General features: G+C 40.7%; 16 protein-coding genes. 10 read left to right on the top strand and 6 right to left on the bottom strand.

Features of this window, described 5'->3' with window-relative positions; genetic code table 11:
• Positions 1–38: 38 nt before the first annotated feature.
• Both V7K89_RS29470 and V7K89_RS29465 read right to left on the bottom strand, forming a co-directional pair.
• Positions 39–905 (bottom strand): calcium-binding protein, encoded by an 867-nt coding sequence (locus V7K89_RS29470; RefSeq protein WP_335193621.1) that lies wholly within the window; start codon positions 903–905, stop codon positions 39–41.
• A 157-nt stretch (positions 906–1,062) separates the two neighbouring features.
• A complete protein-coding gene (locus V7K89_RS29465) occupies positions 1,063–2,322 on the bottom strand; it encodes a glycosyltransferase family 4 protein (RefSeq protein WP_335193619.1) in 1,260 nt (419 codons plus the stop codon).
• A gap of 151 nt (positions 2,323–2,473) precedes the next feature.
• Here V7K89_RS29465 and V7K89_RS29460 point away from each other — a divergent pair, with 151 nt between their 5' ends.
• Positions 2,474–3,199 carry a DUF429 domain-containing protein gene (locus tag V7K89_RS29460; RefSeq protein WP_335193721.1) on the top strand — a complete coding sequence of 242 codons (726 nt, stop codon included), beginning with the start codon at positions 2,474–2,476 and terminating at the stop codon, positions 3,197–3,199.
• Between the two features lie 121 nt (positions 3,200–3,320).
• Here V7K89_RS29460 and V7K89_RS29455 read toward each other — a convergent pair whose 3' ends face one another.
• Both V7K89_RS29455 and glgP read right to left on the bottom strand, forming a co-directional pair.
• A complete protein-coding gene (locus V7K89_RS29455; protein WP_335193617.1) occupies positions 3,321–3,848 on the bottom strand; it encodes a hypothetical protein in 528 nt (175 codons plus the stop codon).
• 184 nt (positions 3,849–4,032) lie between these two features.
• Complete coding sequence (gene glgP / locus V7K89_RS29450) at positions 4,033–6,603, bottom strand: alpha-glucan family phosphorylase (protein ID WP_335193615.1); 2,571 nt, start codon at positions 6,601–6,603, stop codon at positions 4,033–4,035.
• A gap of 393 nt (positions 6,604–6,996) precedes the next feature.
• On the opposite strand from glgP, the gene V7K89_RS29445 reads away from it, so the two are divergent.
• Positions 6,997–7,188: a hypothetical protein gene (locus V7K89_RS29445; protein WP_335193613.1), complete on the top strand. Its 192-nt coding sequence runs from the start codon at positions 6,997–6,999 to the stop codon at positions 7,186–7,188.
• 132 nt (positions 7,189–7,320) lie between these two features.
• On the opposite strand, the gene V7K89_RS29440 is transcribed toward V7K89_RS29445, so the two are convergent.
• Entirely contained in the window at positions 7,321–7,644 is a 324-nt protein-coding gene (locus V7K89_RS29440) for a hypothetical protein (RefSeq protein ID WP_335193611.1), read from the bottom strand.
• A gap of 615 nt (positions 7,645–8,259) precedes the next feature.
• Between V7K89_RS29440 and V7K89_RS29435 the strand changes: the two genes are divergently transcribed.
• From V7K89_RS29435 to V7K89_RS29405, 7 genes are all read left to right on the top strand, one after another.
• Positions 8,260–8,397: a hypothetical protein gene (locus V7K89_RS29435; protein WP_174707946.1), complete on the top strand. Its 138-nt coding sequence runs from the start codon at positions 8,260–8,262 to the stop codon at positions 8,395–8,397.
• Positions 8,398–9,055: 658 nt separating this feature from the next.
• Positions 9,056–9,760 carry an acyltransferase gene (locus V7K89_RS29430; RefSeq protein ID WP_335193609.1) on the top strand — a complete coding sequence of 235 codons (705 nt, stop codon included), beginning with the start codon at positions 9,056–9,058 and terminating at the stop codon, positions 9,758–9,760.
• Positions 9,761–10,245: 485 nt separating this feature from the next.
• Positions 10,246–10,362, top strand: a complete 117-nt coding sequence (locus V7K89_RS29425; protein WP_041566417.1) for a photosystem II reaction center protein I — start codon at positions 10,246–10,248, stop codon at positions 10,360–10,362.
• Positions 10,363–10,559: 197 nt separating this feature from the next.
• Complete coding sequence (locus V7K89_RS29420) at positions 10,560–13,469, top strand: DUF3769 domain-containing protein (protein ID WP_335193607.1); 2,910 nt, start codon at positions 10,560–10,562, stop codon at positions 13,467–13,469.
• A 398-nt stretch (positions 13,470–13,867) separates the two neighbouring features.
• Positions 13,868–14,137, top strand: a complete 270-nt coding sequence (locus tag V7K89_RS29415; RefSeq protein WP_335193606.1) for a hypothetical protein — start codon at positions 13,868–13,870, stop codon at positions 14,135–14,137.
• A 188-nt stretch (positions 14,138–14,325) separates the two neighbouring features.
• Positions 14,326–14,781 (top strand): hypothetical protein, encoded by a 456-nt coding sequence (locus V7K89_RS29410; protein ID WP_335193604.1) that lies wholly within the window; start codon positions 14,326–14,328, stop codon positions 14,779–14,781.
• Between the two features lie 495 nt (positions 14,782–15,276).
• Entirely contained in the window at positions 15,277–15,600 is a 324-nt protein-coding gene (locus V7K89_RS29405; RefSeq protein ID WP_335193602.1) for a hypothetical protein, read from the top strand.
• 225 nt (positions 15,601–15,825) lie between these two features.
• Here V7K89_RS29405 and V7K89_RS29400 read toward each other — a convergent pair whose 3' ends face one another.
• Positions 15,826–16,347, bottom strand: a complete 522-nt coding sequence (locus V7K89_RS29400; protein WP_335193600.1) for an outer membrane beta-barrel protein — start codon at positions 16,345–16,347, stop codon at positions 15,826–15,828.
• A 428-nt stretch (positions 16,348–16,775) separates the two neighbouring features.
• On the opposite strand from V7K89_RS29400, the gene V7K89_RS29395 reads away from it, so the two are divergent.
• Entirely contained in the window at positions 16,776–17,465 is a 690-nt protein-coding gene (locus V7K89_RS29395; protein WP_335193598.1) for a class I SAM-dependent methyltransferase, read from the top strand.
• Positions 17,466–18,000: the final 535 nt, after the last annotated feature.

The following is an 18,000-nucleotide window of genomic DNA, read 5'->3' as shown; positions in this document are numbered from 1 at the left end:
TTTTTACTTATAAAAATAGTCAAAATATTAAATTTGATTTACCTTTCTGCTAAACCCACCTGTCCTCCAATTAGCCCCAGAAATCCAGTTCCAAAGTGCTGAATCTCCAAAAAGCTTGCTTGAGCAGGTGAGGTTTTATAAATTTTGAATGTCTTCATAATTCCTAAAGTAGCAGCACTTTCTAGTGGTCCAACAAAGCTAATATCCCGGTCGAGAAAATAATTTGTATTAGCCCAATGAGCCATCTGATTTGCATTTAAAAAGTAGCAGCCTGCATGAGGATTGAGGGCACGACAAAAAGTAATTGGTGTATTTAAAATTGTACCTTTAAGTTCCTGTTGGTTCTGGACATTTTGAAAAGGAGCAGTTACTCGTAAAGCCAAATCCCCATCAATATAAGCTTTGTGAACCAAACTGTGGGAAGAGACTTCATAACGATTTGGCTGGAGCAAATTTAAATCACCCGCTTGTTGGGTAAACCAGTTTAATTTTATAAAAAACCAAGGATCGTGAATAATTAAGTCATCTTCAAGAAAGCAGTAGTAATCATATTGACCGAGACAATTTTGCAGAACGGCTTGACACTCAAACCCTAAAAGTAGAGGTTCTACATTGCTAGAATGATGCTTATATAAATGTGATGGTAAGGGAAGCTGATTGAGAAGATGATTATGTTGAGTTGTACAAATAACAATATCTAGTTCATGAGACTGCGGCTGATTAGCAGGAAAAGCGAGTCGTTGAGCAATATTAATAATACTTTGAGATTTGCCAAATAATTGGTGTAAAGAGGTAATACTTTTAGTTAACGCCTCCAAACGTGGTTGTGGGTCTTTGCGTTGGGAAGCATGACGACCCTCATTACTAGGTTTAAAAAAATGAGCAATAGTCAGAATAATTCGCATTTTCAATATCGCTTTTATATTTATTTGTCATTTTTCAACAACTAATGATTAATATAGTTATTGCAAAATTCGTTATTTTCAAGTTTTTCTTTACAATTTAGCGTGAAAAAATATTTATGAAAAAGGCTGATGACAAATGACTAATGATCAATGTCATCTAATTTCTGCCAAATCCTTTAGAAGTTGGACGCTTTTTCAAACTATTAGAAGTTTTACCAGCGAACATCCATTGTAAATGCTGTGGTAACAGTTTTGCCAAATCATAACGCTTCAAAATTGTCTCTCGCGCATTTGCACGAATTGCATTCATCTCCTGAGGATGATTCAGCGCTTCTTCAACCCGATTAGCAATATTCTGGGGAGAAAAGAAATCTACTAGCAGTCCATTCACCCCATCCTGTACAACTTCCAATACTGGGGCAGTTTTAGAAGCTATTAGTAAACATCCTGCTGCCATTACTTCTAACATTGACCAGGATAATACAAAAGGACGGGTTAAATAAATATGGGCAGAAGAAGCTTGTAAAACTTGAAGGTACTCATTGTAAGGAAGCCTATCTGTAAAGTGCAACCTCGATAAATCTAAAGATAATTTTTCTAGCATTAATTGTTTATAAGTCTGACCATCCGGGAGACTCTTTCCATAAGCAACGCGATTTTCTCCAACAACTACCACGTGACACTTAGGTCGTCGCTGCTGAAGTAGCGCCACTGTTTCCATAAACTGCGGAAAACCTCTATAAGGTTCCATCCCCCGTCCCACATAAGTTACCAACTCTTCCACATGAGAAAGATCCAGATTTATTCTTGGTAAAACTAACTTTGCGCCTGGTTTAGGAACAAAATATTTGGTATCAACCCCATCATGAATTACGGTGAGTTTGCTATGATATTCTTTGGGAAACTGCTGCCGCTGCCAATTAGTGGGAGAAAGACCGCGATCGCAGCTATATAAATCAGTTAAAATTGGCGCATTTTTCACGCGAATGCGGCATTCATCATCAGCATTCAATGGTTCATTGGGATCGAAATCTGCATCGGAACCATGAGCGTGATAAAACCACTCGAAATAACACAATAATTCTGCTTTGGGAAAAACATCTTTCATAAATAAAGTCGGTCCCCAACCAGAATGACCATAAACTATATCTGGAAAAAAACCCTCGGATTTTAATTTTTCTGCAACGCGATAGACAGCTTGAGCGGTGAGAACCGCATTTTCTAAATTACGAACGTAGTGGTGAGTTTGGGGAGCTGCTTCACGAGAAGGAGTATAAATAGCTTTAAAAACGCCAGGTATTTCGCCTTCCTGACGATTTGTCCCAAAGACGACTTGGCAATTAGGATCTTTACCTAAAACTATCGCTAGATTGCGAAATTGTGAGGGAAAATTGGGATGTAAAAATAAAATTTTCATTGGAATAATCTTGATTAACTTATTGTCAGATAATATAAATTAAGACAAGCTGCTTAAGATTATAAGATTATTTATCAAAATTTTTGGTAAGTAAATTTAGGTAAATGGTTGTCCAAAAATGCGAAAATATTCGCAAATTCGTGTTATGACCATGAAGTTTATTGGCATTGATTTAGGCTGGCGATCGCAACCAAGTGGACTGTGCTGCTTAGAATGGATAGATGGACAACTACAATTGCTCGATCTAGACCGCAAAGATGCCATTGCAGACATCCTTATCTGGATCGATCAAACTATACAAGCAGACGAACCAGCCATTATTGCCGTAGATGCACCTACCCTCATACCCAACGCTACTGGGAGTCGGCTCCCCGATAAACTCAGCCACAAATACTTTGGTAAGTATCATGCAGGATGCTACCCAGCTAATCAAAACCTACCCTTCGCAGAACGCACCATCAACTTTGGTTTAGAATTGGAATCACGTGGTTTTGCACACGCCCCCATTATTGAACCGCAAAAACTCAGCAGATATCAAATAGAAGTCTTTCCCCACCCAGCAATTGTTAATCTATTCAACTTAGAACGCATCCTCAAATACAAAAAAGGACGCTTAAATGAGCGCCGTCTAGAACTAATTAAACTCCAAAATTATCTTCTCAATATTCTCCCCTCTCTTTCTCCTCCCGTGCTTCTGTATGATTCGTTTTTTGTGGAAATTCCGATCGCAGGTGTAGCTCTTAAAGCAACTGAAGATAAACTAGATAGCTTAATTTGCGCTTATGTTGCTGCTTATTGGTGGTATTGGGGAGAAGAACGTAATTTGGTATTAGGCGATCGCACCACAGGCTACATTGTCATCCCTCAAAGAATTTGAGCAAAGGCTTTGCGTATGTTGCTTTAGAGTCCTTGCTTCTGATTTAGATATTGCGACGCGATCGCAATTATCTTATCTTTAGTAAACTAGACTAATCAACGGGGGTATTGTAGATTTGTAGTTAATTGTGTTTGGGAAAAAACGTTTCCTTAATTGCCTGGGTGATTTGCTCTAGGTCAGTTTCATCCATCGGCAGTGGCGTCACTCCTTCCTCAGGTTCAAAAGAAATTTCTTGCCATTCACTGACGGGAATCTTTTGTTTCTCCAAGCTCTGTAGCTCATCTAGCGTAGCGAAGACCATCCAAACCGAAAAGTCTGTGATCCGCAGTAACACCTCAGTGTCATTGATTAACTCATAGCTCCATAGTTGCAAAGGATGATAGCAGCCATCTTCCTGAAATTTTCCGCGTTCTCTGATGAGCGTTGCTGCTGACGTTAAAGTGCCTTCAACAACTATACAGCCCACCATTCCTGACCAAGGTTGTACAGACACTTCCTCAAGCGCTAAAAAATCTGGTCTGCTGCCACTTAACTCCTCCCCTCCTGGAAAGTACGCCCGAAACCTGTCAGCCTTTTTCAGGTAGAAGTCGAGGATGCCTTGCTGAATCTGTGGTGTGTTTTGGGTAACTAGAAAACTTGAACGAGACATAAAAAAAGCTTTTGAAATCCCTAAGAGGACGTGAGCTCGAGGGGTTGAAAAAGGAGCAAAAAAAAGCTGAGACTGGAATAATTCTAGCAGTAGTTATTTTTTGGGCGTGACTGCGTAGCATAATAAAAGGCGTTGCTAAACTTAAATCAGCAACGCCTAATATTGAGTATTTAAGAACTACTCACTACTCTGATTCTGCCCAAGCAATTAACCTTGGTTCATAAGGATTAGCCAGATTTTTATTTTTCGGCAATACACGCAAAGACAAGCCTTGTAAACCAGAGGTGGTATAGATGATATTACCAGTGTAAATACTTAATTGCTGTCCATCCTCGCCTTGGTAGTCCATCACTACTGGCACAGCGTTGACAATCTCACCATTGGCATCGATCGCACCTTGATATAACTCCACCTGCACATCATTATTGGTCAAAGTTGCCAAGTCAACCTTGGCTTTGACAGCAACGGTTTGATTAACCTCAATGTCTAAAGCTGCTGATACGTCAACATCTTTGATTTTAATGTTGAACCAGTGTTCGCCCAGTTTTTCCTTCCAAGCGGCTAGTTCTTTGGCTGGGGCATAGTTATCAACAGTCAGGGTATGATAGCGATCGCTAGCTGGGAAATAAGCCCTTTGGGCATAATCTCCTACCATCCGCGCTGTATTAAAGAAGGGACAATTCAACCGAATTGCATCCTTCATTTTGGCAACCCACGGACGAGGTAAGCCATCAGTATCTCGATGTTCATAAAATAACGGTACAACTTCCTTCTCTAACAACTCGTAGAGAGCATTTGCTTCTACTTCATCTTGGTAGTTAGGATCGTCATAATTCTCTCCATGTCCAATGGCCCAGCCTGTGCGGGCGTAATCAGCTTCATCCCACCAACCATCTAGCACACTTAAATTTGGCAATCCATTCATTGCCGCTTTCATGCCACTAGTACCAGAGGCTTCCCGTGGACGACGTGGTGTATTTAACCAGATATCACAACCTGCAACCATCAACCGGGAGATGTAAATATCGTAATTGGGAACAAACACTACCTGTTTTTCTAAATCTTGTTCGCGGATAAAGTGATTAATCTCGCGGATGAGTTCTTTACCAGGAATATCCTTGGGATGTGCCTTACCAGCAATCACGAATTGCACTTTCCGGTTTTTGTTAGCTAGTAAAAGCTGCTTAATGCGTTCCACATCACGCATCCACAGGGTAGCGCGTTTGTATGTGGCAAAACGACGGGCAAAGCCAATGGTGAAAGCGTAAGGATCTAAAACTTCTTGGGCTTGGGTAATTTCGGAAGCGGAAGCACCGCGATCGCGCAAATGCTTGACCAAATGCTCGCGCACATACAAAATCATATCTAAGCGGCAGCGTTCGTGATTGCGCCACAATTCTTCATCGGGTATGGCGTCCATCCGTTCCCACAATGGGCTATCTGGTGGTGCTGATGACCAATTTGGGCCGAGGTAGCGATCGTACAATTCTTGAGTCGATTTCGCCACACAACTCCGAGCATGGACACCATTAGTAATTGCGGCGATCGGTACTTCTTCCACTGGCACATTCTTCCACAAGCCTTGGAACATTTGCCGCGATACCACACCATGCAGTTGTGCGACACCGTTAGAAAATGTTGCCATTTTCAGCGCCAGCACCGCCATACTGAAAGGCCCTGATAAATCGCCTGTATTCTCGCGCCCCAGTCCTAAAAATTGCTCTTTGGGCAACCCAAATATCTCTGCATAGTACCCCAAGTAGTACAACATTTTTTCGGGAGCGAACAAGTCAATTCCTGCTGGTACTGGTGTGTGGGTGGTAAAAATATTGCTGGAAGCCACCACTTGTTTAGCTTGAGCATAATTCAGTCCCTCTTCCTGAATCAGCAAACGGATGCGTTCTAAAGCAGAGAAGGCAGCGTGACCTTCATTCATGTGGTAGGCAGTAACTTTCAGCCCCAAAGCTTTGAGCATTTGCACACCACCGATCCCCAGCATAATTTCCTGGTGGATACGCATATCAATGTCGCCACCATACAGCTGATCTGTGATGTCGTGGTCATAAGTGTTGTTCGGTTCAATGTTGGTGTCCAGTAGATACAAAGGAACTGTTCCTATCTGTACGCGCCAAACTCTGGCATATACCTTGCGTTCTGGATAATCTACGGCAATCCGCAGTTCTGAACCATCGGCATTGCGCTCCAGATGCAAGGGCATATTATAGAAATCGTTGAGCAAGTAGCGTTCTTGCTGCCAGCCATCGGCATTGAGATACTGGGCAAAGTAGCCCTGCTGATACAGCAAACCTACACCCACAAGCGGTAGCCCCAAGTCACTGGCAGATTTGAGGTGATCCCCCGCCAGAACACCTAAGCCTCCAGAATAGACGGGTAAACAATCTACAAGTCCAAATTCCGCCGAAAAATAGGCGTAGCATTCTTTGGGTTTCTGCTCTCGTTGCTTCTGATACCAGGTGCGCTCTTGCAAATAATCGTCTAACTGACGGTCAGCTCGATCCATTTGCGCTAGGAAGCCTTCATCTTCGACAACTTCCAGAAGCCGCGATTGAGAGATTGTACCCAACATTAACACTGGGTTATGATGACTAGACTCCCACAGGTCAGAGTCTAAGCGACGGAATAAATCTTTAGTATCAACGTTCCAATCCCAGTGCAAGTTATATGCCAGCCGCCGTAGTGGTTCGAGTCGCGGCGGTAGTGAAGGGGATACGTTAAATGTGCGAATTGGCTGCATAGGTTGGCAAAACTCCAAGTTTAGCTATGGTTATTGTTTACTCTCTTTACCAATGTTGCCAATTCTTTATACTGTAGTTTGTGAAAAAGCGATGACTTTGTTAAGCATTGAGAATTATTTTTAACTTTCTTGCTAAAGTTTACACCAGGTGTTTCTAATTCTATGCCTTACTCTGAGCCATGTACTTGGTATATTAAAATTTAATCACTGACTGGTATATATCACTTAAAAAAATTTAGTTTTGAATAAATAATTTATATTTTTTTTAGTATTGCTTCCGGGGATCAATCGAGAGTCTTGGCTGAGGGTGAAAATTCCTCATAGCTGTGTCCAGGAAAGTTAAACTTTTAATTATTTTTTTATAAAATTGCGCTGTCAAAGAAGGCAGTCCCGATGAAACGAGTTTCAAAAGCCTTGCATGAAAATCTTCTCAAGACTGGGATTTTTACTCAGCACTGGCTCAACCTTAGCTATCCGCTAACAGCACTTTCAAGTCAGGAGGCAGAAGGGAAATCCCATAAAGAATCAGATGAAAGCCCTACCAAGCAATTAATCAAGAAAAGCGATGCCTGCGGTGGTCACTGAGCTTTGTCGTACCCCTGCTCTTAAGCAAACTAGCAAGAGCGTCTCGTAGAGAAGTACGGGCTATGCCTGCGCTAACTACTTGGTATGAAATATTTGCACTAAATCAGGAAAGTAACTTACAAAGGTGTTATTTTATGCACCTAGTGAAGGCTGATCTTTACTATTTTTTGTCATTGTTAGAGCTACAGCTGCTGCATAGGCAATCTCCGCTGCCATTTGATAAGCAAGTTTGATACTTGATGAAGTGTCCTTGACTTTAGGAGAGGGGGAAGCTTTTTTTCGACGCGACTCTTGTTTGACATCACCTGCTGCAATAGCTCGCTGTAAAATGATCCAGGCATCTAGGTCTTCTGAGTCATAATTACTTTGAAGTTGCGATCGCAGTTGCTCTTCGGCTACAACACTCAAATAGCCAGTATTTAGAGCTTGTTGCACAATTTCTTTAATTAAAGCCATAATTTGAACCAAGTGTGTGAGTTAAAACCGATACCTCAATTTGGAAAATTAGATGTTTTTTTGTAGATTTATCCTCGAAACTAAGCTACGTTTTCGCTTTCTTTAAATAAAATTTATAACGAGTAGTACCAAGCATACATCACCCTCTTGGCTCACCCGAATGGGTGATTTACTATATTTTAGATAATAAATATGTGGACAAAAGCAATATTTTGAGCTAATTTGGCTTTTTAACGAAGAGGGTGTCACAAGTATAGTAGATATCATTCTAAGTTGAACACCCAATCATAAAATTACTTGCACCAGTAACGAGATAAATATAGATAAGCCAAAATGCAAATAACCGCTAATAGTATTTTTTAAATCTCCCTCCTCACTGGATTCTATCTAAGTGTATAAAAATATTTGCAAGTAGCGTAGGCTTTGCTCACCGCAGGCATCGCTCTAGTAAAAAAGTTAACTTATTTACACCATTCTCATCAACAATAAACTTGGAAATAAACTTATTTCATGAGGTGTTCCACTAAAAATAAAATGTGTTATCGTTAAAAACAATTGTTATAAAAAACCGTTCATGTCATTACAAACGTGAATTGGCTAGTCTGTAAATCATCTGTGTGCAACATGATTGGAGCAGCATACTCTAGAAATTCGTTGCAAGAAAGCCGTCATAGCAGTCGGGGAAGCGCTTACTTGTTTGCACCGATGGTTAACTTCAATGTGATGGCTGATGTGGGAGATAATCCACCCTAATTGGATTTTATTTGGGCAAAAATACCCGGAAAAATCCAACAATAATTACATTGTCATGCTAGGCAGAAATTTTATCTAAACTTTGAATATAGTCTAGTTAAATGTATTTTTTGTTGCAAAATAGCTTGTGAAACTGAATGGTTTCAAAAGACTAAAACCGCTTGAGAGAAATAGCCTCAAGACAAATAACAGTATCCCTATTTGCTTTAAGAGTGCTGTTAGCGGTAGCAAGCTTTTTAAATTTGCCAGAGAACCAAAACAGTAGCTTATCTAAACCAGCAAATTTTCCATCAGACAATTTAAGAGTCTAAGTTTTAAACCACAATGCACTGAATTGTTTTGTTAATTGATTTTGTAAAAAATAAGCCAAAATTTTACGTACATATAGTACAAAATCTGCTAGTGACTTAACGCAATTCTGCATATCACTTGAGTAATTCTACACACCCAACCTCAAGAATTGCTCGTATAGTCAAAGCCAGACTCTGGTTTTTCAAATGTTGGAAAACTATCTAAAAATCTTGGAAACTTTGATGATTATGCTACCTTAGCTCATGTATTAATACACACAGAGCCTATTGGTATTGGCAGAAATTAGAATACAGCCAAAATAACTTTAAACACTGTCAACAACAATTGATTAAAGAGATATGTAGCCATGCAGAACGAGCAATATTTTTCCAAATTGCAGCGCGTGCAAGAACTTTTAGTAACTACAGTGTTAGGAGATATTCCAACACTTCTTCTCGGCCCAAAGTTGCGTAATTTAGGATACCGTAGTATTTTTGCCCAGATAGGCAGCCCAGTGTATATTCAAAATGGTGTTGAATTTAACAATACTTCTTGTATTGAGATCGGCGCAGAAGTCTATATTTTCAAAGGTGTGCGGATGAATGCAAGAGGACACAAAAATAATAGAATTCATCTAGGAGATAGAGTTGCAATTGAGCGTAACGTTGATATAGGGTCTTTGGAAGATACCTATATACATATTGATGAAGACACCTTCATTGCTCCCAACGTGTGTATTGAGGGGCCTGGAGACATTAAAATTGGTAAACACTGCTTGATTGCTGCTCATTCAGGAATATATGCCAATAATCATAATTTTGCCGATCCGATGGAGCTAATTAAATACCAAGGTGTTACTCGTAAGGGAATTGTGATTGAGGATGATTGTTGGCTAGGACATGGAGTAACAGTATTAGATGGCGTTACTATCGGCAAAGGTAGTGTTATTGGTGCGGGAGCAGTTGTTAATAGAGATATTCCTGCTTTTTCCGTTGCTGTTGGCATACCTGCACGAGTAATTAAAAATCGAATTGGCAAAGATATAATAGCAAAGCTTCAAGTTGAGAAATAGGGCATTGGGCATGGGGCAAAGGGGCATGGAGAAGAGACAAGGTAGACAAGGAAGAGAGTTGTTCAATAATTTCCCCTTTTCCCCCTTGTCCCCCTCATCTCCCCCTGCTCCCTTATCTCCCCTGCCCATTCCCCACTCAGCACTGGCTCAACGCCCAGCTACTGCTAACACAACTCAGTACTGTTGAAAGGCATGGGGAGTAGTAACTATTGCCTGTAACCTATTGCCTTTTTTGGGAAACCTTTGCCATCAGTCAACGTCACAAGGGTAAACGTCTGTGAGTTATCTTTCTTAAGGGCATCTATAAGTCAGACAACTAACATCTTGTACATTATCAATAACCGTAGGATAGACATTGCTAGTTCTAAGTCGCCAGAGTCTTCTAAAAAAGGGACGAGATTTGGGTAATATAAAGTAGCTATCTTTTCTGCATTGCAGATACTAAAAGAAAAGCTTTCTTTGTTTTACCCGTTGGAGATATTTCTATGCTGACTTTAAAAATCGCTGTTTATATTGTTGTTGCCTTCTTCGTAACTATCTTCATCTTCGGATTTTTGTCGAACGATCCAGCTCGTAACCCCGGCCGTCGGGACTTAGAGTAAAAGGGCGATAAATCATCCGCGACTTTGGAAGGCGGAAAATACTAAACGCCACGGAAACTTACTAAGCGAAAATTTAGTAAGTTTCTTCCTCCAAGTAGCTTGCTGTAGGTAGCAGAAGGCGACAGTCGGAAGGCAAAATGTATGTTTTATCCTTCCCTTTGTCATTTGGCTGTTTGTTAGCCCGATTTTGCTCGTTTATGCTTCATCCAGTTCTGCCACCCGATCCGCTTCCTATCGTTAAATCTTTACAACCTGTAAATCCCGCCTCATCTGCTAGTCATACAAAGTTTCTTTCAGGTGTAGATACTGGAATACACGAAAAAACAGACAAATCCAAGCAGCCCAAGAATTTGGCTCAATTGGCAATTTCGGGTAACACCAAAAGCGATCCTTTATTGTCAACTCCGATTGACTCAACTCAAGATCGCTTGATAGTTCCTGAAACTTCCTCTGTACCTCATTCACCAGAAACCTTTCCACCAGAAAATTCCCCAATCATCGGTTCTGCGACTGCTGGGCTTTTGGGGCAACCATTAGTCGTTAGTTATCCCACACAAAAGGTTACAATCTCTAATCGCCAAGAAAAAGAAGACACAAAGACAAGTCCGAATGGTGGGGCTCGACGCTCGGAACTTCTTCTGATGTCGGCGTTGCGTAAACGAGAGATGCAAAGAGAAGCCGCTGCATTGCCAAGAAAAGTTGGAGTGGAGGCTTGTGACCAAGACGCAAAAGGTGAACCTTCTCAAAAACTCAGTCAGCGATGTCTGACGACAAGCCGCTTTGCGTCTACGCTAAATCCAAACTCTAGTAGCAAAGAAAAACCAACCTTTTTGGACTCTTCTAGCTTTCGCTATAGAGTTTCTCCAAGTCCCTTTATCACCCAATCTTTGCGCCCTCTTGAAATTGCCTCAACTGTTACAAACAGCAACAAGTTAGTCAAGTCCAAGGCAGAAATTTTAGCTGAGAAGTTAACCCAACAAAAACAGCAACGCGAGATTACTACACAAGAGTCTCTAAAAAAAGACAATATCTCCGTATCTGCTGCGGATCTTGCACCGAGTTCTCAATCAGTACAAAATTTTATCACATTCAAATCTCGTCAGCCCACAAACCAACTCTCAGCGCCCATCACTGTAGAATTTCAGTCTCAAGTCCAGCAACAAAGCCAAGTACCAACACCTACACCACAAGTAAATACCACTCAGCCACAAGCTCAACCATTTGTTACAACTACACCAGTTACCACACCGCCAGCCAGACAAAGAATTGTAGAAGTCACTTCAGATCGGCAAGAGTATGACGAGAAACAGCGAATTATTACAGCTGTAGGTAATGTAGTTGTGCGATTTGATGGGGCGGTGGTGGATGCTGATCGCTTGCAAGTTAATTTGGACAACTTGATCGCTGCGGGTGAAGGCAACGTAATCTTAACACGGGGCGATCAGATACTACGTGGACAACGCTTCACCTATAACTTTGTGCAAGATAGTGGGGAACTGGAAAATGGTGGAGGAGAAATTTACGTACCCTCAGCACAAACAGATTTTGCTTTTTCACCTACAGATGTAAATGCTAGTGGAGTTTCAAGACGTCCGCCTAGCGATCGCATTAGAGCCAATCAACCTGTTTCCGGTGTGAGTAGTCCTGGAGGAATTGATGTGACATTTGGTGGTCAAGCAGATGCTAGCAACATCCCGCCACCACAAACAGGGGGTAGAGTCAATCGGCTCAGGTTTGAAGCTGAACAAATTGACTTTTATCCGCAAGGCTGGCAAGCAAGTAATGTCCGGATCACCAACGATCCTTTTTCGCCCCCTGAATTAGAATTACGCGCAGATAAAGTAACTTTGACGCGAGAATCACCCTTGGTAGACCGCATCAGGACACAGCGACAGCGTTTAGTATTCGATCAAAAAGTCTCCTTACCAATTCCGATAAATGAGCGTACTATTGACCGCCGAGAGCGGGACGCTACACCTGCAATAGTTTCTCCCGGCTACGATGGAGAAGATCGGGGTGGTTTGTATGTTGAGCGTGGTTTTCCATTAATCGATACAGAGCGGACACGCTGGACAATTACGCCCCAGTTATTATTACAGAGAGGTGTGCAAGAAGGCGTGGGTGACTTAGGCGCACTGTTTGGTGTGAAGACCAGGATAAATTCTGTTTTGAGTCCACGGTCGATAATTCAGGGAACTGCGGAGTTAACTAGTTTTAACTTAAACAATGTGGAAGACAATTTGCGGGTGAATTTAGGATTGCGCCAGACAATAGGCACTTCCCTTCCTCACACATTGAATGTGCAATATAACTACCGCGATCGTCTCTACAACGGTACTCTGGGTTTTCAAACTGTCCAGAGCAGTTTAGGCGGCATTATTACTTCTCCGGTGATTCCTTTAGGAAAAAGTGGCATCAACCTCAACTACCAGGGAAGTGCTCAGTATATTGATGCCAATACCGATCGCCCAGACTTGCTAGAACCAGTGCGGGAAAACGATCGCATTTCACTTGGTCGTTTTCAAGCCAGTGCTACCCTCAGTAGAGGGCTGTTGCTGTGGCGGGGAAAACCATTACCACCCACTGCCACTGAGGGATTACGATACACTGCTACCCCTGTAGTTCCTTACTTGCAAGCGATCGCTGCCGTCACAGGTACTACTAGTTTTTACAGCAATGGTGATAACCAAAGCACTCTAATTGGTACAATTGGCTTACAAGGGCAAATTGGTCATTTTTCTCGACCTTTTTTCGACTATACCGCCTTTAATATCAGTTATTCTCAAGGTTTTAATAACGGATTATCACCCTTTTTGTTTGATCGCTCCGTTGATAACACAGTACTGACCGCTGGAATATCACAGCAAATCTACGGCCCTATTCGCTTAGGCTTTCAAACATCTGTTAACTTGGATACTGGTAGAGAAACTAGCACCGACTACATTTTGGAATATAGCCGTCGCACCTATGGCATCACCTTACGTTACAATCCAGTGTTGGAGTTAGGCGGCTTCACCATCCGAATTAGTGATTTTAATTGGGGTGGCGGCACCGATCCATTTTCGGAAATTAAGCCAGTAGTGAACGGTGTGGAACAAAATTATTAGTCAAACAGTTATCAGTTGCTTTATCTGACACTTGATTCTTTAAAGGCAGAACCAAGGAAAAAATCAGGATTTCGCGTTTGATTATTTTTTCAGCACCAAAGCGATGCCTGCGGCGAGCTACGCCAACGCCTAAAAATTTCGCAATAAGCAAAAGGTAATGATATTAATTTAACCCCTATTGAGAATATACTTTGCTTATTGATATGATGCAGCCGCCCTGATGTCATTGCCTATTTAGTACGAGCAGAAGCGAAAGGCGGTTTCAGTGATTGGTCTTAGATTATATACCACAAAAAATACTCATAATTTCTAGGAAAATATTGGTGAAAGATTCTGGAATTGGAATTTGATACCGTGTATTTACTCCATGAACAAGATCAATTCCATAACTTACCTCTATGAAATCTCTTACCCCAGAAGTAATTCGAGCTATAACCCCAATGTTTATAGCAACTATTGGAGCAGTCATTGCTGTTGCTGTTATAGTCTCGCCAAGTGCAACCAATCCAGCCCAATTCTCTGCGGGGCTTGGACTTGCAGGAACAGCAATCGCAGGTGCTGCTGGTCTTGCTCAAAGTACCAAAAGTGAGTCTGACTTTTCAGTGAGCAAGCAGGGAGACAACTTGAAAGTTGAAACCCCAAACCCTGATCCAGCGGATGGACACTAAGTTTGTCGGGGGAGAGTAGGAGGTGCAATTGTATTTATTTTTTGAGCAATTTATTCCAATAATAAATGGCTCAAAAAATGGATTAAATCTGTAAAAAATGATTAAGAATATTATCAATAAAACACTTGATTTTGGTGGAATGACAATCGTTGATATTAACACTTTTAGCAAATCGATATCAAATCAATATGACTACTACTCAAGAACAAGCCACAACTTCTTGTTATGAGAGGTTAGAACCTTCTCAACCTATAGAAAAGCCAGACTCATCCAGTAAAGTTAATAAATGGAATCAGAGATGGTTTTTGAGCAATATACTTGATAGGAGACAAGAACATTTTATTTTGGATAATATGAAATTGCTCATAGTCAAGTCCAATAATAATCAATTTCAAGCCACCTTATCCTATTACATTTCTTCAAAAGGCTGGAGAACAGGAACAACCGAAATGCCAGGAATACGCATAGGTATAAATAATAATATTGGAATGGTTTTGTCCGACTGGTCTATTGATAATATTCAGGTAGGTTGTGGAGATAATCATCAGTATCGAGAACATCATACAACTTTCAATGCTTATGTTTTTGAAAATATTTTCCAATCTGAGAGAGATATTTATAATGGTAGTGTTTATAAATGTTAGTAATTTTCTAATGGTGATGTCGGATTCAAGCTAAGGCATTGCAAAAGAAAATTCGGAGTTCGCTGGATTTAATTATGGCGGTCATCACTAGAAACCAAGCCATGCCGCTTTTCAACATCTCTTTTTAGAAGCTGACCTCAATACCATCCTTGCCATTCGCCATTTCCTCAGCAATAAATTCAATTCAATGAATACTTTTATTTGGTTTGTTTCGTTTATTACCAAATTGCGAATAGCCATCAAATCCCTCAACCATCTGGAAGAGAGATTATTTGCATCAATTTCTAGCTTTTATATCAGTGCCATGTTCACAAGTCGTAGTAATATCAAGACGAGCTTTGAGTGCAATTTTTATACACCTCAAGTTGTATTAATGTAGTTTTCTGCATTAGTGCAAAGTTTTGTATTATCTAAAATATCAACCTAGAACAATCATTATCACTGCTTCATACAGACGACATACAGCAATCGCTAAATAATTACTCATCATTGACGATGACTTCTGCGGCCATGGTTTTACCCCTACCACTAGGTCATGGATTGCGTTTATCTAAGGATTTGGGACAACTCGACAGGCGATTGCACAATTGGTTGATGCCCCACCAGGTATTCTCAAGCTGGCATAATCGCCGCTTAGTTGAACGCGTGATGGTGGTTGGTGTAGCATTACACAACATCTGTGAACTGCGGCTTGGTATTCTCGCCATTGTTTACGGATTGCAATACTTGCAGCATCATTACCTAAGTCGGAAAATTTTAGCCCTGCTCGCATCAGCCAAGATTCCACGTCAGTGGTTTCACCAACTATTTCTGGAATAGGATTAATCTTTTTCATGAGTAATATCTTATACGTGCATTTCCAATTACTCATTTCACTTTAAAAGAAAGTATCAATACTAGCTAATATCATTTTTTATCAAAATCATCAATAAAAATGATTCATACCTGAATAGAATACTCAGGTATGAAAGAATGAATTATTATTACGGCTAGTAAACAGCATTGCTTTAGCTTGTGAATATACTGTTTTCTAGCTCGTAATTACTAGAAGCGATAGCCTAATCCGGCTTGGAAGCTGACAGCATCAGCATCACTATTTCTGTAGGCGTCAATACCCCATTTAGTATCGCCGTAGGCAATCACATTTTTGCTAACTTCTGATTCAACACCAAGGGTGACTACAGGTGAATTCCGATTGCCCAATGGAGTTTTTTGACCTTCGTCAGTTACAAAGGAATAACCACCACCGAAGTAAACGTTAGTATTTTTGGCGATGGGCGCATCATAAGTCACTATGGGCATAATTGCAGCAGCATCACCACCATACAGCACAGAACCCCGCAGTGAAACAGGGGCATTGGGAACAGCGTATCGTCCTTGAATATTACCACCAATTTGGGCTTCATCGTTTCCTTGTCCGCCACTGGTTGCACCAACAGCAATACCAGCACCGATGTAATTACCGTTAGTACCGTTAGTACCTGCTGTTTGAGCAGATGCAATGCCGGCTGAGAGGACAATGGAAGCAACAGCAAGGAAAGAGGTAGCTAATTTTGTAAGTTTCATAGAATTATTCTCACTAGAGTTAGGTAAAATCAATATTCTCTAGTACTAGAATCTCTTTTTTTACAAAATGTAACCTCACACACCTGGTTCACCCAAGTGGTTGAATTATTTCTCACCCACTTGGGTATACCAACTGAAAAATTCAAAATTCTTTAAATCAAGTAGTGAGTGCGATCGCGCTTTTACCCCTGCCTTATCCCAAGGATAATTATTTACGCCGACCTACTTAAGCATCTCCAACAGAATGGAACTAGACTGATTGACTGACAGGATCGCTCTCTTGAACTCAGATGCTGGAGATACTGTAGATAAATTTCCCGCTTAATATTGATTGAGCCACCGCCCTTGGGATAATACTTCATCTGCTGCTATTGAGTCAGCAGAACTTTTAACTGTAAAATTTATCTAGAGTAGATGATAAGCTGGCAATGACCAATCAAATTCTGCAACAACAAATTGCCTACTATCGTGCTAGAGCCAACGAATACGATCAGTGGTTTTATCGCCTTGGTCGTTACGATCGCGGTGAGGAACTAAACCAGCGTTGGTTTAAAGAAGTTGATATTGTCAAACAGAATTTACAAAAAATTGTCCAAGTTGAGGAAATCTTAGAATTAGCCTGTGGAACCGGAATTTGGACACAAGAGCTTTTAAAAATTGGACAGAAAATTACTGCAATTGATGCCTCCAAAGAAGTAATTGAAATTAATCGCAGCAAATTAAATTCACAAAAAGTAGAATATCACCAAATTGATTTATTTGCCTGGGAACCACACGCTGAATATGATTTAGTATTTTTCTCTTTCTGGTTATCTCATGTGCCGCCAGAATTACTGAAATCGTTTTTGCTAAAAGTTTATAAATCTGTGCGTGTTGGTGGACAAGTATTTATTATTGACTCGCGCTTTGAACCGACATCTACAGCTAATAACCATCTTCTGAATAATGATGGCAGTATCTATGAAAGCCGGAAGTTAAATGATGGGCAAGAATTTCAAATAGTGAAAGTTTTTTATCAACAAGATGAACTGCAAAAACATCTGATACAAGTTGGTTTTCAAGCCGATGTAAAAGTGACAGACCATTATTTTATTTATGCTAATAATACGAAGTTTTAGAATTAATTTGTAATGCTGAACACTCATCTAATGGTTGCTTAGGTAACGATGGTTAAGAATCAAATCTTAATCATTTTTATTTTTTTAACGACTATAGCTCGTCAAAAACCAAGGTACAGTTTCTGCTTTATCTGGTTGGTATAACTCTGTTTATATTTCTGATGACCAGTTCTACGACTACAGCGATACTAATCTCACCTTCATCCCAACAAAAGAGAATACGCCTCTAGCACCTGTCATATCATGTCCGGTTAAAGACTTATCATTAAGACCGCAGGGGGCAGGGAGCAGGGGGAAAGAGGATTTCCAGGTTTTTGCACAGATACGCGAATTATAACTAATTAGGCGGACATGATATCAGTAGTTATACAGCCACCCAAAATATTTCTATTCCTAACTCTGTAGTAACAGGTGATGTCTACGACGGACAGCGCCGACGCTATCTATAGCGGTTCTCAGTTGGGTGCAATATAGTAACAGCAGTGGGTGAACCATCCAATAATGTCTTTTTTAGTTACCGCATTCAGAGCATTTG

Source organism: Nostoc sp., assembly GCF_036917515.1.
Classification (GTDB): domain Bacteria; phylum Cyanobacteriota; class Cyanobacteriia; order Cyanobacteriales; family Nostocaceae; genus Nostoc.
The sequence above is the reverse complement of the archived record's forward strand: the minus strand, read 5'-3'. Positions and strand labels throughout refer to the sequence as shown.

Bases quoted from the DNA above. Each gene is read 5' to 3' on its own strand.
- V7K89_RS29470 (WP_335193621.1), bottom strand. From the start codon at position 905: ATGCGAATTATTCTGACTATTGCTCATTTTTTTAAACCTAGTAATGAG.
- V7K89_RS29465 (WP_335193619.1), bottom strand. From the start codon at position 2,322: ATGAAAATTTTATTTTTACATCCCAATTTTCCCTCACAATTTCGCAAT.
- V7K89_RS29460 (WP_335193721.1), top strand. From the start codon at position 2,474: ATGAAGTTTATTGGCATTGATTTAGGCTGGCGATCGCAACCAAGTGGA.
- V7K89_RS29455 (WP_335193617.1), bottom strand. From the start codon at position 3,848: ATGTCTCGTTCAAGTTTTCTAGTTACCCAAAACACACCACAGATTCAG.
- glgP (WP_335193615.1), bottom strand. From the start codon at position 6,603: ATGCAGCCAATTCGCACATTTAACGTATCCCCTTCACTACCGCCGCGA.
- V7K89_RS29445 (WP_335193613.1), top strand. From the start codon at position 6,997: ATGAAACGAGTTTCAAAAGCCTTGCATGAAAATCTTCTCAAGACTGGG.
- V7K89_RS29440 (WP_335193611.1), bottom strand. From the start codon at position 7,644: ATGGCTTTAATTAAAGAAATTGTGCAACAAGCTCTAAATACTGGCTAT.
- V7K89_RS29430 (WP_335193609.1), top strand. From the start codon at position 9,056: ATGCAGAACGAGCAATATTTTTCCAAATTGCAGCGCGTGCAAGAACTT.
- V7K89_RS29425 (WP_041566417.1), top strand. From the start codon at position 10,246: ATGCTGACTTTAAAAATCGCTGTTTATATTGTTGTTGCCTTCTTCGTA.
- V7K89_RS29420 (WP_335193607.1), top strand. From the start codon at position 10,560: ATGCTTCATCCAGTTCTGCCACCCGATCCGCTTCCTATCGTTAAATCT.
- V7K89_RS29415 (WP_335193606.1), top strand. From the start codon at position 13,868: ATGAAATCTCTTACCCCAGAAGTAATTCGAGCTATAACCCCAATGTTT.
- V7K89_RS29410 (WP_335193604.1), top strand. From the start codon at position 14,326: ATGACTACTACTCAAGAACAAGCCACAACTTCTTGTTATGAGAGGTTA.
- V7K89_RS29405 (WP_335193602.1), top strand. From the start codon at position 15,277: ATGACTTCTGCGGCCATGGTTTTACCCCTACCACTAGGTCATGGATTG.
- V7K89_RS29400 (WP_335193600.1), bottom strand. From the start codon at position 16,347: ATGAAACTTACAAAATTAGCTACCTCTTTCCTTGCTGTTGCTTCCATT.
- V7K89_RS29395 (WP_335193598.1), top strand. From the start codon at position 16,776: ATGACCAATCAAATTCTGCAACAACAAATTGCCTACTATCGTGCTAGA.